The organism is Gemmobacter fulvus, from assembly GCF_018798885.1.
In the GTDB taxonomy this organism is placed as follows: domain Bacteria; phylum Pseudomonadota; class Alphaproteobacteria; order Rhodobacterales; family Rhodobacteraceae; genus Gemmobacter; species Gemmobacter fulvus.
Map to the genome: position 1 here is coordinate 2,247,000 of NZ_CP076361.1, position 14,360 is coordinate 2,261,359.

Annotated in this window: 16 protein-coding genes and 1 tRNA gene; 6 read left to right on the plus strand and 11 right to left on the minus strand. The window is 63.8% G+C overall.

Features of this window, described 5'->3' with window-relative positions:
* Positions 1–72 precede the first annotated feature (72 nt).
* From KM031_RS10820 to KM031_RS10835, 4 genes are all read right to left on the minus strand, one after another.
* Positions 73–861 carry a cytochrome c1 gene (locus KM031_RS10820; protein WP_215504885.1) on the minus strand — a complete coding sequence of 263 codons (789 nt, stop codon included), beginning with the start codon at positions 859–861 and terminating at the stop codon, positions 73–75.
* Positions 862–880: 19 nt separating this feature from the next.
* Positions 881–2,194, minus strand: coding sequence for a cytochrome b (gene petB / locus KM031_RS10825; protein ID WP_215504884.1), 1,314 nt, complete (start codon positions 2,192–2,194; stop codon positions 881–883).
* Positions 2,195–2,206: 12 nt separating this feature from the next.
* Entirely contained in the window at positions 2,207–2,767 is a 561-nt protein-coding gene (petA, locus tag KM031_RS10830) for a ubiquinol-cytochrome c reductase iron-sulfur subunit (protein ID WP_215504883.1), read from the minus strand.
* 209 nt (positions 2,768–2,976) lie between these two features.
* Positions 2,977–3,588 carry a glutathione S-transferase gene (locus tag KM031_RS10835; RefSeq protein ID WP_215504882.1) on the minus strand — a complete coding sequence of 204 codons (612 nt, stop codon included), beginning with the start codon at positions 3,586–3,588 and terminating at the stop codon, positions 2,977–2,979.
* Positions 3,589–3,734: 146 nt separating this feature from the next.
* On the opposite strand from KM031_RS10835, the gene KM031_RS10840 reads away from it, so the two are divergent.
* Complete coding sequence (locus KM031_RS10840; protein ID WP_215504881.1) at positions 3,735–4,301, plus strand: peroxidase-related enzyme; 567 nt, start codon at positions 3,735–3,737, stop codon at positions 4,299–4,301.
* 66 nt (positions 4,302–4,367) lie between these two features.
* On the opposite strand, the gene ykgO is transcribed toward KM031_RS10840, so the two are convergent.
* Positions 4,368–4,493, minus strand: a complete 126-nt coding sequence (gene ykgO / locus KM031_RS10845) for a type B 50S ribosomal protein L36 (RefSeq protein WP_054302743.1) — start codon at positions 4,491–4,493, stop codon at positions 4,368–4,370.
* Between the two features lie 65 nt (positions 4,494–4,558).
* A tRNA-Val gene (locus KM031_RS10850) sits at positions 4,559–4,633 on the minus strand.
* Positions 4,634–4,774: 141 nt separating this feature from the next.
* On the opposite strand from KM031_RS10850, the gene KM031_RS10855 reads away from it, so the two are divergent.
* Complete coding sequence (locus KM031_RS10855; RefSeq protein WP_215504880.1) at positions 4,775–5,647, plus strand: N-formylglutamate amidohydrolase; 873 nt, start codon at positions 4,775–4,777, stop codon at positions 5,645–5,647.
* A gap of 52 nt (positions 5,648–5,699) precedes the next feature.
* Here the strand turns inward: KM031_RS10855 and KM031_RS10860 are convergent, their stop codons facing one another.
* Together KM031_RS10860 and KM031_RS10865 are read right to left on the minus strand one after the other, a co-directional pair.
* Positions 5,700–6,953: a DNA polymerase IV gene (locus tag KM031_RS10860; protein WP_215504879.1), complete on the minus strand. Its 1,254-nt coding sequence runs from the start codon at positions 6,951–6,953 to the stop codon at positions 5,700–5,702.
* Positions 6,954–7,035: 82 nt separating this feature from the next.
* Positions 7,036–8,487, minus strand: a complete 1,452-nt coding sequence (locus KM031_RS10865) for a D-amino acid dehydrogenase (RefSeq protein WP_215504878.1) — start codon at positions 8,485–8,487, stop codon at positions 7,036–7,038.
* A 131-nt stretch (positions 8,488–8,618) separates the two neighbouring features.
* Between KM031_RS10865 and KM031_RS10870 the strand changes: the two genes are divergently transcribed.
* From KM031_RS10870 to KM031_RS10880, 3 genes are all read left to right on the plus strand, one after another.
* The gene (locus tag KM031_RS10870) at positions 8,619–9,494 is read left to right on the plus strand and encodes an SPFH domain-containing protein (protein WP_370879022.1); all 876 of its coding nucleotides are present in this window, start codon (positions 8,619–8,621) and stop codon (positions 9,492–9,494) included.
* Positions 9,494–9,754, plus strand: coding sequence for an NfeD family protein (locus tag KM031_RS10875; protein WP_215504876.1), 261 nt, complete (start codon positions 9,494–9,496; stop codon positions 9,752–9,754). Before KM031_RS10870 ends, KM031_RS10875 begins: the two co-directional genes overlap by 1 nt.
* Positions 9,755–9,820: 66 nt before the next feature.
* Positions 9,821–10,135 (plus strand): hypothetical protein, encoded by a 315-nt coding sequence (locus KM031_RS10880; protein WP_215504875.1) that lies wholly within the window; start codon positions 9,821–9,823, stop codon positions 10,133–10,135.
* A gap of 43 nt (positions 10,136–10,178) precedes the next feature.
* On the opposite strand, the gene KM031_RS10885 is transcribed toward KM031_RS10880, so the two are convergent.
* The gene (locus KM031_RS10885; RefSeq protein ID WP_215504874.1) at positions 10,179–10,559 is read right to left on the minus strand and encodes a winged helix-turn-helix transcriptional regulator; all 381 of its coding nucleotides are present in this window, start codon (positions 10,557–10,559) and stop codon (positions 10,179–10,181) included.
* Between the two features lie 106 nt (positions 10,560–10,665).
* Here KM031_RS10885 and KM031_RS10890 point away from each other — a divergent pair, with 106 nt between their 5' ends.
* On the plus strand, positions 10,666–11,292 hold the full coding sequence (locus KM031_RS10890) for an NAD(P)-dependent oxidoreductase (protein ID WP_215504873.1): 627 nt from the start codon (positions 10,666–10,668) through the stop codon (positions 11,290–11,292).
* 42 nt (positions 11,293–11,334) lie between these two features.
* Here the strand turns inward: KM031_RS10890 and KM031_RS10895 are convergent, their stop codons facing one another.
* The gene (locus tag KM031_RS10895) at positions 11,335–13,137 is read right to left on the minus strand and encodes a flavin-containing monooxygenase (RefSeq protein ID WP_215504872.1); all 1,803 of its coding nucleotides are present in this window, start codon (positions 13,135–13,137) and stop codon (positions 11,335–11,337) included.
* A 77-nt stretch (positions 13,138–13,214) separates the two neighbouring features.
* Positions 13,215–14,285, minus strand: coding sequence for a 2,3-butanediol dehydrogenase (locus tag KM031_RS10900; RefSeq protein ID WP_215504871.1), 1,071 nt, complete (start codon positions 14,283–14,285; stop codon positions 13,215–13,217).
* Positions 14,286–14,360: the final 75 nt, after the last annotated feature.

Here is a 14,360-nt window from a genome sequence, read left to right on the forward strand (position 1 = left end):
CGCAGAACGCCCCCCTGATACAGAAAAACCCCGCAGTCGCCTGCGGGGTTCTTTTATGCCGTGATCCGAAGATCAGGCGTGTTTCTTGCCTTTTACCCCGGCCCACAGCCGTTTGTTGGTGAGGTAAAGCAGGGTCGACAGCCCGATCAGGAACAGCACGGCGACAAAGCCCATGTGCTTGCGCGCCATCAGCTTCGGTTCTGCCGTCCACATCAGGAAGGCCGACACGTCTTCTGCCATCGCATCGACCGTGGCCGGGTGGCCATCGGCATAGGTCACGATGTCATCCGACAGCGGCGGTGCCATCTTGATCCAGCCGCCCGGGAAGGCGTGGTTTTCATAGTAGGTTTCCCCGGCTTCTTCCTTGGTCTCGCCGCTGTAGCCGGCAAGGATCGCATGGATGTATTCCGGGCCGCCGATGCCGTTGAACAGCTGGCTCATGCCGGTGCCATAGGGGCCATGAAAGCCCGCCCGCGCCTTGGCCATCAGGCTGAGGTCGGGGGCACCCGCGCCAGTGTTGGCCGGGAAGTGATCGGTGGCAACCGCTTCACGGTCTTCGCCCGTGTCCTTGTCGACCACGGAGAAGTTCTTGGCATAGGCGCGCACCTGATCTTCGGGCAGCTGCGGGCCGCCTTCATCTGCAAGCGTGCGGATCGGCACGAATTTCAGGCCGTGGCAGCTGGAGCAGACCTCGGTGTAAACCTGAAGCCCGCGCTGAAGCTGGTTCTTGTCAAACTTGCCGAACGGCCCTTCGAACGAGAAGGCCACGTCTTCGATATGGCCTTCGCCACCCGCCGCCATGGCCCCGCCCGACATCAGGACGAGGGCAGAGACGGCGCTGATTGCGATTTTGCGAAACATCTCAGTCAGTTCCTTTCTGTCACTCGGCCGGAGTGCCGTAGTGCGATTTGAAGTCTTCCTCGATCGTTGCCGGTTGCGGCAGCGGTTTTTCGATCACACCCAAAAGCGGCAGGATCACGAGGAAATAGGCGAACCAATAGGCCGAAGCGATCAGCGAGATATAGGGGTAGATCCCGTCGGTCGGCATCGCGCCCACCCACATCAGCACCATGAAGTCGATGGCGAGCAGGGCGAACCACCACTTGAACATCGGGCGATAGCGGCCCGACCGCACCGAGGAGGTATCCAGCCAGGGCGCCAGCGCCATCACGGCAATTGCGCCGAACATCGCCAGAACGCCGAAGAACTTGGCGTCAACGATACCGAAGGTGACGAAGTTGGTGATCTGCACCACCCAGACATCGGCGGTGAAGGCGCGCAGGATGGCGTAGAACGGCAGGAAGTACCATTCCGGCACGATATGCGCGGGCGTCGCCAGCGGGTTCGCCTCGATGTAGTTGTCGGGGTGGCCGAGGTAGTTCGGCATGAAGCCGACCACGGCAAAGAACACGGCAAGGATCACGACAAGCGCGAACAGGTCCTTGATCACGTAATAGGGCCAGAAGGGCAGGGTGTCCTTCGCGGCCTCTTCTTTCGAGGTGCGGCGCACTTCGACACCCGTCGGGTTGTTGTTGCCCGTGGTGTGGAAGGCCCAGATGTGAACGGCCACAAGGGCGGCGATCACGAAGGGCAGCAGATAGTGCAGCGAGAAGAAGCGGTTCAGGGTGGCATTGTCCACCGCCGGGCCACCCAGCAGCCAGGCCTGGATCGGCTCGCCCAGACCGGGAATCGCGCCGAACAGGCCGGTGATCACCGTGGCGCCCCAGAAGGACATCTGGCCCCAGGGCAGAACATAGCCCATGAATGCGGTGGCCATCATGGCGAGGTAGATCAGCATGCCGATGATCCAGGTCACCTCACGCGGAGCCTTGTACGACCCGTAGTAAAGCCCGCGGAAGATGTGCAGATACACAGCGACGAAGAACAGCGACGCGCCATTGGCGTGCAGATAGCGGATGGCCCAGCCGCCGTTCACGTCGCGCATGATATGTTCGACCGACGAGAAGGCCAGATCGACATGCGGCGTGTAGTGCATCACCAGCACGATGCCGGTGACGATTTGCAGGGCAAGGCAGAAGGTCAGGACGATGCCCCAGATCCACATCCAGTTGAGGTTCTTGGGGGTGGGAATCATCAGGGTGTCATACAGCAGCCCGATGATCGGCAGGCGCTTGTGAAGCCATTTCTCGCCGCCCGTCTTGGGCTCGTAATGGTCGTGCGGAATACCGGCCATGTGGTCTCTCCCTCAGCCCAGCTTGATGGTGGTTGCATCGGTGAATTGCGCCACCGGAACATCGAGATTGCGCGGGGCAGGCCCTTTGCGGATCCGGCCCGAAGTGTCGTAATGCGACCCGTGGCAGGGGCAGAACCAGCCGCCGAAATCGCCAGCGGCATTGCCGATCGGAACGCAGCCCAGATGGGTGCAGACGCCGATCATCACCAGCCACTCGCCTGCTTCGTCAAGGGCGCGGTTGGCGTCCGACGCATCGGCGCCGGGCTTGTTCTGGTTCTCGGCCTGCGCGTCGATCAGCTCGGACAGTTGCACGCCACGCGCCGCTTCGATTTCTTCCGGGGTGCGGCGGCGGATGAACACCGGCTTGCCGCGCCATTTCACCGTCAGCTGGGTGCCCACCTGCACACCCGACACATCGACAAAGATCGAGGCAAGGGCGCGCACGTCGGCGGAGGCATTCATCTGGTTGACAAGCGGCCAGACGGCAGCGCCGGTGGCCACAGCCCCGGCACCAGCCGTGGCATAATACAGGAAATCCCTGCGGGTGCCTGCGTGATCTTCTGCGTGGGACACGAGATCTTCTCCCTCTCAAGGGTCGCCTCATGCGACCCATGCAAAATCTGGGCCACGGTTTCCCGCAGCCTTGACGGGCGGGTTTTAGCCAACGCCCGCCCCCACGTCCAGCGGTCAAAGGCGCGCAGGGGCAGGGATTTGGCGGTTTTGTCGCAATGTGGCCTTGAAGGCGCGCCATCCCCTCCCTAAGGGGCGCGCCCGCGGCGCTGTCAGCCCTCTGGCGGGCGGGTGGCCTGCATCGACGGGCGGGCGGCGAATGTGGCCTCCCATGCCGCAAGGCGCGGGCGATTGTCGCGCCAGTTGCGGGCATCGTGGCGGAAGTCCACATATCCCAGCGCACAGCCCAAGGCGATCTGCGCAATGTCCAAGGGGCCTGCCAGATGGTCGATCCAGCGGCTTTCCACCGCATCCAGCGCGCGGTCGATCTTGGCCCATTGGCCTTCTACCCAGGGTTCATGGCGGCGCGCCTCGGGGCGGATGCGCGATTCGTAGACCATCAGCAGGGCCGCATCCAGAATTCCGTCGGCCGTCGCCTCCAGCGTCAGCGAATCCCACAGGCGCGGCGCTGCCGGATAAAGCCCGGCCCCGGCCCGCGCATCCAGATAGCGGCAGATCACCCGGCTGTCATAGAGCGCAGGCCCGTCGTCCCGCTCCAGCGCCGGTATCTTGCCCAGCGGGTTCTGTTCCAGCGGCATGGAGCCGGGATCCACCGGGGTGCCCGCCGTGGCAATCAGCGCCACCTGCGACAGCAGGCCGGTTTCGTGCAGCACGACCATACATTTGCGGACATAGGGCGAGGTGGGCGAGTGATAGAGGCGCATGGGCAGGCTCCGGGCGATTCGCGGGCGAAAGGGGCAGGCGGCGACGGCTTCGCCCGGATGCTAGGCGCGGCATCGGGCAGAGTAAATGCGCAACGCCTTGGCCTTGGCCAGCAGATCGGGCAGGCTTTGCCAAAAGGGAGGACACCATGACCAACACGGTAACCGCACTGGATCTGGAGCCGGAGCATCCGCTGCCCGAGGATATCGCCAGCTATTTCGGCAAATGTCAGGAAAAGCTGGGCATGATTCCCAATGTCTTGCTGGCCTATGCCTTCGACGCTGAAAAACTGCGCGCCTTCAGTGCCATGTATAATGATCTGATGCTGGCGCCCTCGGGGCTGACCAAGGCCGAGCGCGAAATGATCGCGGTGGCGGTCTCGGCGCAGAATGCCTGCGTCTATTGCCTGACCGCGCATGGGGCTGCGCTGCGGCAACTGACCGGCAGCCCGGCCCTGGCGGAAACCATCGCGCAGAACTGGCGTGTGGCCGAGATCACGCCCCGCCAGCGCGCCATGCTGGCCTTTGCGGTCAAGCTGACCAATCACCCGGCGGAAATGGGCGAGGAGGACCGCGCCACCCTGCGCCAGACCGGGTTCAGCGATGCCGACATCTGGGACATTGCCGCGGTCGCCGCATTTTACAACATGTCCAACAGGTTGGCGGCAGCGGTCGAAATGCGGCCCAACCCGGAATATCACGCGATGGCGCGTTGACCCCGCGCAATGAAAAAGACCGCCGGGTTTCCCTCGGCGGTCTTTATCTGTCTCAGGCAGAAAGCCTCAGCCCTGACGGGCCTTGTAGCGCTTCTGGGTCTTGTTGATCACATAGACCCGGCCTTTACGACGCACAACCTGACAGTCGCGGTGACGCGTCTTCAGCGAGCGCAGCGAGTTCTTGACCTTCATGGCCATCTCCTTATCGCGGCGCGCGTGCGCCTTGAATATCGTGCCTTCTTGCGAAAGCGGTGAAATGGTGGGCGGTACTGGGATCGAACCAGTGGCCACTACGATGTCAACGTAGTGCTCTACCGCTGAGCTAACCGCCCACACCCGTCTGGTATAACCTGCGTCCCTGCCGAAAAACAAAGGACGCGGGCACTACCGCGTCGGTGAGGGGTCTATAAATAGAGTCGCAGCGGTGTTCAAGGGGTTTTGGCGGAAGAAAAAACCGGGCTATATCTTTTCGCATGAGCCCACGCACCGTGTCAGAAGCCTATCGCCTGTCGCAGCCGGTTTGCCGCGATACCCCCGTCGTGTTTTCTTCGCCGCACAGCGGACGGCTCTATCCGCCTGCGTTTCTGGACGCAACCGCGCTGGACGCGCGGCTGATCCGGTCTTCCGAAGATGCCTTTGTCGATGATCTGTTCGCCTCGGCCCCGGCACAGGGCGCGCCGCTGATTGCAGCCCAGCTGCCGCGCGCCTTTCTGGATCTGAACCGCGCCTGTGACGAGCTGGACCCGGCGCTGATCGAGGGAATCGTGCGCGCGCCGCACAATCCGCGCATCAGCTCCGGTCTGGGGGTGATTCCCCGCGTGGTGTCGCAGGGGCGGCCGATCTACCGGGGCAAGATCCCGCTGGCCGAGGCGGAAATGCGGCTGCGCCACTATTGGCACCCCTATCACGACGCGCTGATGCGCCTGCTTCAGGAATCGCATCGGGCCTTCGGGCAGGCGGTGCTGATTGATTGCCACTCCATGCCGCATGAGGCCATCGAGGGCCATGCCCGCCCCGGCGTGCCGCATCCCGAGGTGGTGCTGGGGGATCGCTTTGGTGCCGCGGCCGGCCGCGAGGTGGTCGAGCGGATCGAGGCGGCCTTCCGCGCCGCAGGCCTGCGCGTGGTGCGGAATGCGCCCTTCGCCGGGGCCTATATCACACAGGCCTATGGCCGCCCCTCGCGCCGTCAGCATGTGGTGCAGATCGAAATCGACCGGGCGCTCTACATGGACGAGGCCCGGATCGAGAAAACGGCAGACTTTCCCGCGTTTCAGGCGCTGATGGCGGGGGTCGTGGCCGAAATCACCTCGGGTCTGCGCGAAAACCGCGCGCTCGCCGCCGAATAGCGCCGCGATCCCTATTTGAACTTTGCAAAAATACTCATCTGCCCCGGCAGGGCTAGCGCAACGCCCGGCCCTTGATGATGGCATCCCGCCCGAATCGGGCGCGGATCCGGTCGGTGGCGCGTTCGGCGCGGGATCGGGTGGCGGCCTCGGGGTCCAGCAGATCGGCGGTCAGATCGGCCTCACCCCCCGGCGCAAGATCGGCAATGCCGACCCCGATCAGGCGATAGGCCACGCCCCTGGGCACGGTGTCGAACAGGGCGCGGGCCTCGCGATAGATGCGGTCGGCAATCTGGGTCGGCCCGTCGAGGCTGTGACGGCGGCTGATCTGGCTGAAATTGCTGCGTTTCAGCTTTAATGTCACCGTGCGCCCGGCCAGATCCTTGGCCTTGGCACGATCTGCCACCTGTTCGGCCAGCCGCCACAGATGGCCGTCCAGCAGATCGGCATCAGCGGTGTCTTCGTTGAAGGTGGTCTCTTTCGAGATCGACTTCACCGCCTCGTCCCGGCTGACGCGCCGGTGATCCTCGCCCCGTGCCAGATGCCACAGCCGATCCCCCATCTGGCCAAAGCGCGCCGTCAGATCGGGCCTGTCCCAGCGCAGCAGATCGGCGATGCTGCGGATGCCCGCCTGCTCCAGCGCGGTCTGCGTGGCGGTTCCCACGCCCCAGAGAATGCGCACGGGTTTCGGGGTCAGAAAGGCCTGTGTCTCGGCCCGGCCCACCACGGAAAAGCCGCGCGGCTTGTCCAGATCCGAGGCGATCTTGGCAAGGAACTTGTTGTGCGACAGGCCGATGGAGCCGGTGATGCCCAGCTCCTCCTCCATGCGCTGCACCAGCCGGGCCAGCGTCACCGCAGGCGGTGCGCCATGCAGCCGCGCCGTGCCGGTCAGATCCAGAAAGGCCTCGTCGAGGGACAGCGGTTCGATGGCCGGGGTCAGCGCCTCCATCATGGCGCGGATGGCCCGGCTGACCTCGACATAGGCCTGCATCCGCGGTTTGATCACCACTGCCTCGGGGCAGAGCCTGAGCGCCTGAAACATCGGCATGGCCGAGCGCACACCCGAAATCCGCGCGATATAACAGCAGGTTGACACCACGCCCCTCGTGCCGCCACCAACAATCACCGGCTTGTCGCGCAGGTCGGGATTGTCGCGCTTTTCAACCGAGGCGTAGAAGGCATCGCAATCCATATGCGCGATGGACAGCTGAAACAGCTCGGGATGCGACAGGATGCGCGGACTGCGGCAGGCCGGACAACGGGTGCCGGTCTCGAACTGGGTCAGGCAGGATCGGCACAGCGCGGGCATGGCGATTGATACCACGCCGCGCGGGCGTGGTCACGCAATGTTCTCATGCTCCGCCCGGCAGAAGCGGGCGGGGGAGGCGGGATTATTCCGCTGGAACGGCGCGCAGCGCCGGGGCTGCCGCGCTCCCGCCCTGATAGCGCGCAAAGCCCAGATCCGAGGCGTCGATCTCTGCCGCCCGGCCAGAGATGACATCGGCCAGCACCCGGCCCGAGCCGCAGGCCATGGTCCAGCCCAGCGTGCCATGCCCGGTGTTCAGGAACAGGTTGCCAATCGGCGACCGGCCCAGAATCGGCGTGCCATCCGGGGTCATCGGGCGCAGGCCGCTCCAGAACGTGGCGCGCGACTGATCACCCGCGCCGCCGAACAGATCCTCAACCGAATGTTCCAGCGTCGCACGGCGTTTCAGCGGCAGCGATTGATCATAACCCGCGATTTCGGCCATGCCGCCCACGCGGATCCGGTCGCCCAGACGGGTGATGGCGATCTTGTGGGTTTCGTCCATCACGGTTGACACCGGCGCGCGCTCGGCATCGACGATCGGCACGGTGATCGAATAACCCTTCACCGGATAGACCGGCAGCTTGATGCCCAGAGGCGCGGCCAGCAGCGGGGAGTAGCTGCCCAGGGCCAGCACAAAGGCATTGGCGTCGATCCGGCCTGCCGAAGTATCGACTGAGGTGATGCGGTCGCCGCTCTTGTTCAGGCGGTGGATGCTGACGCCATAGCGGAAGGTCACCCCCAGCGCCTCGGCCCGGGCCGACAGCGCATTGGTGAATTTGAAGCAGTCGCCGGTCTCGTCATTGGGCAAGCGCAGCCCGCCCGCGATCTTGTCAGCCGAACTGGCCAGACCCGGCTCTGCCGCGATGCAGCCCGCGCGGTCCAGCACCTCGAACGGCACGCCATCGGCGCGCAGCACGTCAATGTCCTTCGCCGCGCCTTCCACCTGCTTGGCGGTGCGGAACAATTGCAGCGTGCCCTGCATCCGTTCGTCATAGGCAATTCCGGTTTCGCCACGCAGATCAATCAGGCAATCGCGCGAATATTCGGCCAGCCGCACCATGCGCGATTTGTTGCGCTTGTAGGCGGGGGTGGTGCAGTTCATCAGCATCTGCGCCACCCAGGAGAGTTTGGCCAGATCGGGCCGGGCCTGAATGATCAGCGGCGCATGTTTCATGAACAGCCATTTCATCGCCTTGACCGGAATACCGGGGGCGGCCCAGGGCGCGGAATATCCGGGGCTGACCTCGCCCGCATTGGCAAAACTGGTTTCCAGTGCTGGCGCAGGCTGGCGGTCGATCACCGTCACCTCATGCCCGGCGCGGGCCAGATACCAGGCCGAGGTCACACCAATGACGCCTGCACCAAGGATGACGATTTTCATGGGCCTGAACTCCGCGCTGAAGGGATGCGGCAAGAATACCGAAGATCGCAGAAATGTTCTGGCGATTTTGGCGGTAATCCGGGTAGAATGTCGAAGGAAAGTTCGGAAATTACTTTTATATCGAAGATTCCTTCGGTCATGTCGGATAATCATGCAAGCATTGCGCGATCTGTCCGCGCTTTGCGCGGGAATCGCCCGGCCCTTGCCTCAGGCTCTGGCACAGGCCATGCTTGGTCAAAGCATTTGCGGCCTGTTTCCGGGCCAGGCTGGAGGTCAGTGTGGATATCGAGGCATTTCTGGGCGGCAACGCCGTTTTTCTGGCCATTGCCGCCTTTGTCATCCTGTGCATTTTTCTGGGCGTGCGCATCGTGCCGCAAAGCGAAAAGCATGTGGTGGAACGGTTCGGGCGGCTGCGGGCGGTTCTGGGGCCGGGCATCAACTTTGTCGTGCCGTTTCTGGATCGGGTGCGCCACAAGGTCAGCGTGCTGGAGCGTCAGCTCCCCACCGCGCATCAGGATGCCATCACCACCGATAACGTGCTGGTAAAGGTGGAAACTTCGGTGTTCTACCGCATCACCGAACCGGAAAAGACCGTCTACCGGATCCGCGATGTCGATGCGGCGATTGCCACCACCGTCGCCGGGATCGTGCGCAGCGAGATCGGCAAGATGGAACTGGATCAGGTGCAATCCAACCGCACCGGCCTCACGGCGCAGATCCGCGAACAGGTGCGCGCCATGGTCGATGACTGGGGCATCGAGGTGACGCGGGCCGAATTGCTCGATGTCAATCTGGACGAGGCGACCCGTGCCGCGATGTTGCAGCAACTGAACGCTGAGCGCGCCCGCCGTGCGCAGGTGACCGAGGCCGAGGGCAAGAAACGGGCGGTCGAGCTGAATGCCGATGCCGAGCTTTATGCTGCCGAACAAGAGGCCAAGGCCCGCCGGATTCTGGCCGATGCCGAGGCCTATGCGACCGGCGTGATTGCCGAGGCGATCAAGATGAACGGGCTGGAGGCGGCGCAGTATCAGGTGGCGCTGAAACAGGTGGAGGCGCTGGCCGAGGTTGCCAAGGGCGAGGGCAAGCAGACGATCCTGCTGCCCGCGCATGCACTGGATGCCTTTACCGATGCGTTCAAACTGTTGAAGGGGCGAGGCTGATGGTCTGGTGGCTGTGGCTGGTGGCCGGCTTTGCCATCGGCATCATCGAGGTGCTGGTGCCCGGGTATATCTTCCTCGGCTTTGCCGTGGGGGCCTTGGCGGTGGGTGTGCTGCTGTGGTCGGGGCTGCTGGCGGTGGGGCTTTCGGCGCAGCTGGCGATATTTGCGCTGGTGTCGCTGGTCGCCTGGTTCGTGTTGCGCGCGGCCTTTCCAGGCCAGCGCGGCGCGGTCAAGCGGTGGGAGCGTGACATCAACGACTGACGGGCAGGGAACCCTTTGCCCGCTGTGACGTTGGTCTGGCAGCAACCGTAACCTACGGAGACTGACATGACCGATTATCGTACAGACTATCGTGCCGATGCACCCGCAGGCACGCAAACCACCATCAACACCACCCGCCCCCGCGGCAATGGTTTTGTGCTGTTCATCCTTGGCGGCGTTGTCGCCGTGCTGGCGATCCTGTTTTTCGCCTTTTATGCCCCGGATGAGGCAGGCCCGGTGGCAGATCCCGCCCCGGCCGTGCAAAGCGAGGGCGACGTGAATATCACCGTCGATCCCACCCCGCCCGCCGTGACCGACAGCACCACGCCGGAGGCTGCCCCGGCAGCACCTGCCCCCGCAGCGCCGGCCACGCAGCCGTAACGACCCGATACCAGTGACGTGTTTTGTGTAGGGAAAGGCGACCTCAGGCCGCCTTTTCTGCGCTGGCGTCGCGTGCATCATAAGCCGCGCGGGCTTGCCAGACCTGCGGCTGATGTTCGACCGCCCAGTCGCGCAACAGATTGACGCGGGCGATCAGGCTGCCGCCCAATCCGGTCAGCGCATATTCCACCTGCGGCGGCGACAGCGGCAAGACCTGCCGCGAAATCAGCCCGTCCCGCTCCAGATGCCGCAGGGTGACGGCCAGCATCCGCTGCGAAATGCCATCAACCACCCGGCGCAGCGCGTTGAAGCGGCACGGCCCGCGCGACAGTTCCAGCATCACCAGCAAGGACCAGGCATCGCCCATGCGGTCCAGCACATCCCGTATCGGGCATTGGTGGTTGATCTGGTCGCGCGGCGGCATGGCAGTTCCTTTGGTGATACTATCTGACGAAAAGATACGTATTCCGCACTACGGCACGGCAGCGTATCTGGTACCTAATAGTAACTTGATGCGGATGGAGACGACAATGAAAATCTTCCTGATGGGCGCCAGCGGCATGATCGGCGCACGGATTCTGGCCGAAGCCGTGGCACGTGGGCATGAGGTCATCGCAGCGGCCCGCAATCCCGAAAAGATTGCCGCCCTGCCCGGCGTGACGCCGGTGGCGGTCGATGCCAATGACGCGGCAGCGCTCGCCGCACAGGCGGCGCAGGCGGATGTCTATGTCAGCGCCGTGTCGCCGCGCTCGACCGGTGATGCCGTGACCGAGGCCGCCGGATACCGCGAGGCGCTGCTGGCCGCGGCCAGAACCGCTGGCAAGCGGGTGATCGTGGTCGGTGGGGCGGGCACGCTGACATTTTCCGATGGCTCGCCCGTCATGGCGAAACTGCCCGATTTCATCGTGCCCGAAGCAACCGGGATGAAGGCGCTGAAAGACGCGCTGGCGCAATCGGATCTGGATTGGACTTTCTTTGCCCCTGCGGCCACCATCGCGCCCGGATCGCGCACCGGGCAGTTCCGTCTGGGCGGTGAGGTGCTGCTGGCCGACGCGGGTGGCGACAGCAGGATCAGTGCCGAAGATTACGCCATGGCGCTGCTGGATGAGGTAGAGACCCCGGCCCATCGCCGCGCCGTGTTTACCATCGCCTATTGATGGATGATGCCGCCGCGCCGGTGCGGGCGCGGCGGCGCAGGTTCAGCGCAGGTGATGCGGCGGCTCCAGCCCCCAGACCGGGGTTTCAAGCCCCTCATACCGGGCCTTGAGCTGAAGCGAGAGATAGCGGGAATAATGGCGCGACTGGTGCAGGTTGCCGCCGTGGAACCACAGCCCTTCCTGCATCGTCGGTTTCCACATATTGCGCTGCTCGCCCTCCCACGGGCCGGGATCCTTGGTGGTGTTGGAGCCAAGGCCCCAGCATTTGCCCACCTTGTCAGCCACTTCGGGGCTGATCAAATCCGCCGCCCAGCCATTCATCGACCCATAGCCGGTGGCATAGACCACCAGATCGGCGGGCAGTTCGGTGCCATCGTCCAACACCACCGACGTTTCCGTCAGATGGCTGATGCCCTTGCCGGAATGCAGCTTGATCGACCCGTCAATGATCAGATCACAGGCACCCACGTCGATGTAATAGCCCGAGCCGCGACGCAGGTATTTCATGAACAACCCGCTGTCATCATCGCCGAAATCGAGCATGAACCCGGCTTTTTCCAAGGCGGCATAAAACTCCGCATCGCGGCGTTTGATCTCGGCATATTGCGGCACATGGAAATCGGCCAGAATCCCGTAAGGGATCGAGGCAAAGATCATGTCGGCCTTGTCGGTGGTGATGCCATTGGCCACCGCCTGTTCCGAATAAAGCCCGCCCAGACAGACCTCCATCAGGCTGTCGGACTTGACGATATGGGTGGAAGAACGCTGCACCATCGTCACATCGACGCCGTTTTCCCAAAGGGCGGCGCAGATGTCATGGGCCGAGTTGTTCGCGCCGATCACCACGACCTTCTTGCCACGATAGGCATCGGGGCCGGGGTGCTGGCTGGAGTGTTGCTGTTCCCCCTTGAAGATGTCCTGCCCGTTGAAGGTCGGGACATTCGGTTTGCCCGACATGCCGGTGGCCAGAACAAGCTGTTTTGGGCGCAGCACGATCTCTTGGCCCTCGCGTTCGATCACCACGGTCCATTCGCCCACCTCGGCGTCATAACTGGCCGATTTGGCGATGGTGGAGGACCAGTAGTTCAGCTCCATCACCTTGGTATACATCTCCAGCCAGTCGCCGATCTTGTCCTTGGGCGCAAAGACCGGCCAGTTGTCGGGGAAGGGCAGATAGGGCAGGTGGTCATACCAGACCGGATCATGCAGGCAGAGCGATTTGTAACGGTTGCGCCACTGATCGCCGGGGCGCGGATTCTTGTCGATCACCAGCGTCGGCACCGACAGCTGACGCAGACGCGCGCCGAGGGCGATGCCGCCCTGCCCGCCACCGATGACCAGAACATAGGGCTGATCCTCATGGCCCAGCCGCGCGGCCTCTTCCAGACGCTTTTCCTTCCAGGTCTTGCGCAGCGGATCATGGCCATGTTCGGCCCCCATCGGGCGTCGCATCCCGCGCGGTTCTTCAAAGCCCTTCAATTCGTGCAATGTGGTCAGCAGGGTCCAGACCTTGCCGTCCTTCATGCGGATATACCCGATACCGCGCCCGGCTGCGGTTTCCAGCGTCAGCCAGCCTTCGGTGACGCCATCGGCATGGCCGATCGCTTCGGCGGGGTCGAGCGTCAGGCTTTTCGGGGCAATCCTGGGCAGTTGCGCGGTGGCCATCCGGGCAATATCGGCGCGGCCCTCGCAGGTTTTCAGGTTCCAGGTGAAGGCGGCCAGATCGCGCCAGAATCCGGTTTCCAGAAACAGCTCCGCAACAGCGGCACCATCCTGTGCCACCATGGCGCGTTCCAGATCGGCAACCAGCGCGGCCAAGGCGCCGTGGGCTGTGGTATCAAGCATGGTTTCCTCCCTAATGCTTATGATGTCAGACCGCGCAGAGGCCCTCCCAAGCCTGTGCGCTGCGCGGCCCGTGTGTGTCAGGTCAGGTCGATCAGGATCTTGAGCTGCGTGCCCGCCGGATCCAGCAGCACGTCAAAGCCCTGGGTGATGGCATCCTCCAGTCGGATCTTCCGGGTCACGACCTTCATCGCGGGAATCGCCCCTGAGGCGATCAGGTCAATCACGCGCGGCCACAGATGGGTCGGATAGGCCCAGGAGCCGCGGATATCGACATCCTTGAAGGTCACATTGTGCCAGTTCAGCCCGGAATTGCCCGGATGCAGGCCCACCTGCACGATGGTCCCCTGTTTGCGCACGGCATCAAGGCAGGCTTGCAGCGCCTTTTCATTGCCCACACATTCCAGCGCCACATCGCAGCCGACGCCGCCTTCGGTTTGCGCCCGGATCACCGCGCCCACATCATCGCGTTTGGGGTTCAGCGTCACCACCTCGGGCAGGATCTGCCGGGCAAGCTCCAGCCGGGTGTCGTTCAGATCCGACACGAACAGCTTGGTGGCCCCGAAGGCCTTGGCGGTCAGCAGGGTCAGCATCCCGATAGGCCCGGCCCCCGTCACCAACACGCTGTTGCCGGCGCTGACAGTGCCCCGGTCGCAGGCATAGACGGCAACAGCGGTGGGTTCGACCAGCGCCGCTTCCTCGTCGGTCATGCCATCGGGGATGCGCACCACGTTGTAATCATTCAGCAAGGCGGCTTCGGCCATGCCGCCGGAAATCCAGCTCAGCCCAGCCAGCGCCAGATTTTCGCTCAGGTGAAACAGGCCGCGATCCGCGAAATAATCGCCCGAGCGCGGCATGATCAGCGGCTGCACCGACACCCGGTCGCCGGGGCTGACATGGGTCACGCCCGCGCCCACGGCGGTGACGACGCCGCCAAATTCATGGCCGAGCACCTGCGGCAGCTTGGCCCCGGTAAAGGGATGCGGCGTGCTGGGCACAAAGATCGGGCCATAGGCATATTCATGCAGATCGGTGCCGCAGATGCCCACAAACCTGTTCCTGATCGCCACCTGCCCCGGTCCGGGTGGGGTGATGGCCTCGATATCCTCCAGCCGCAAATCCTTTGCCGCGTGGAAACGCAATGCTTTCATGGTCTGTCCTCCTCTTGGCCCTTACCTTGCGCCCTTGCGGCGGCAGGGCGAAACCAAAACGTCGGGGTGAACGAT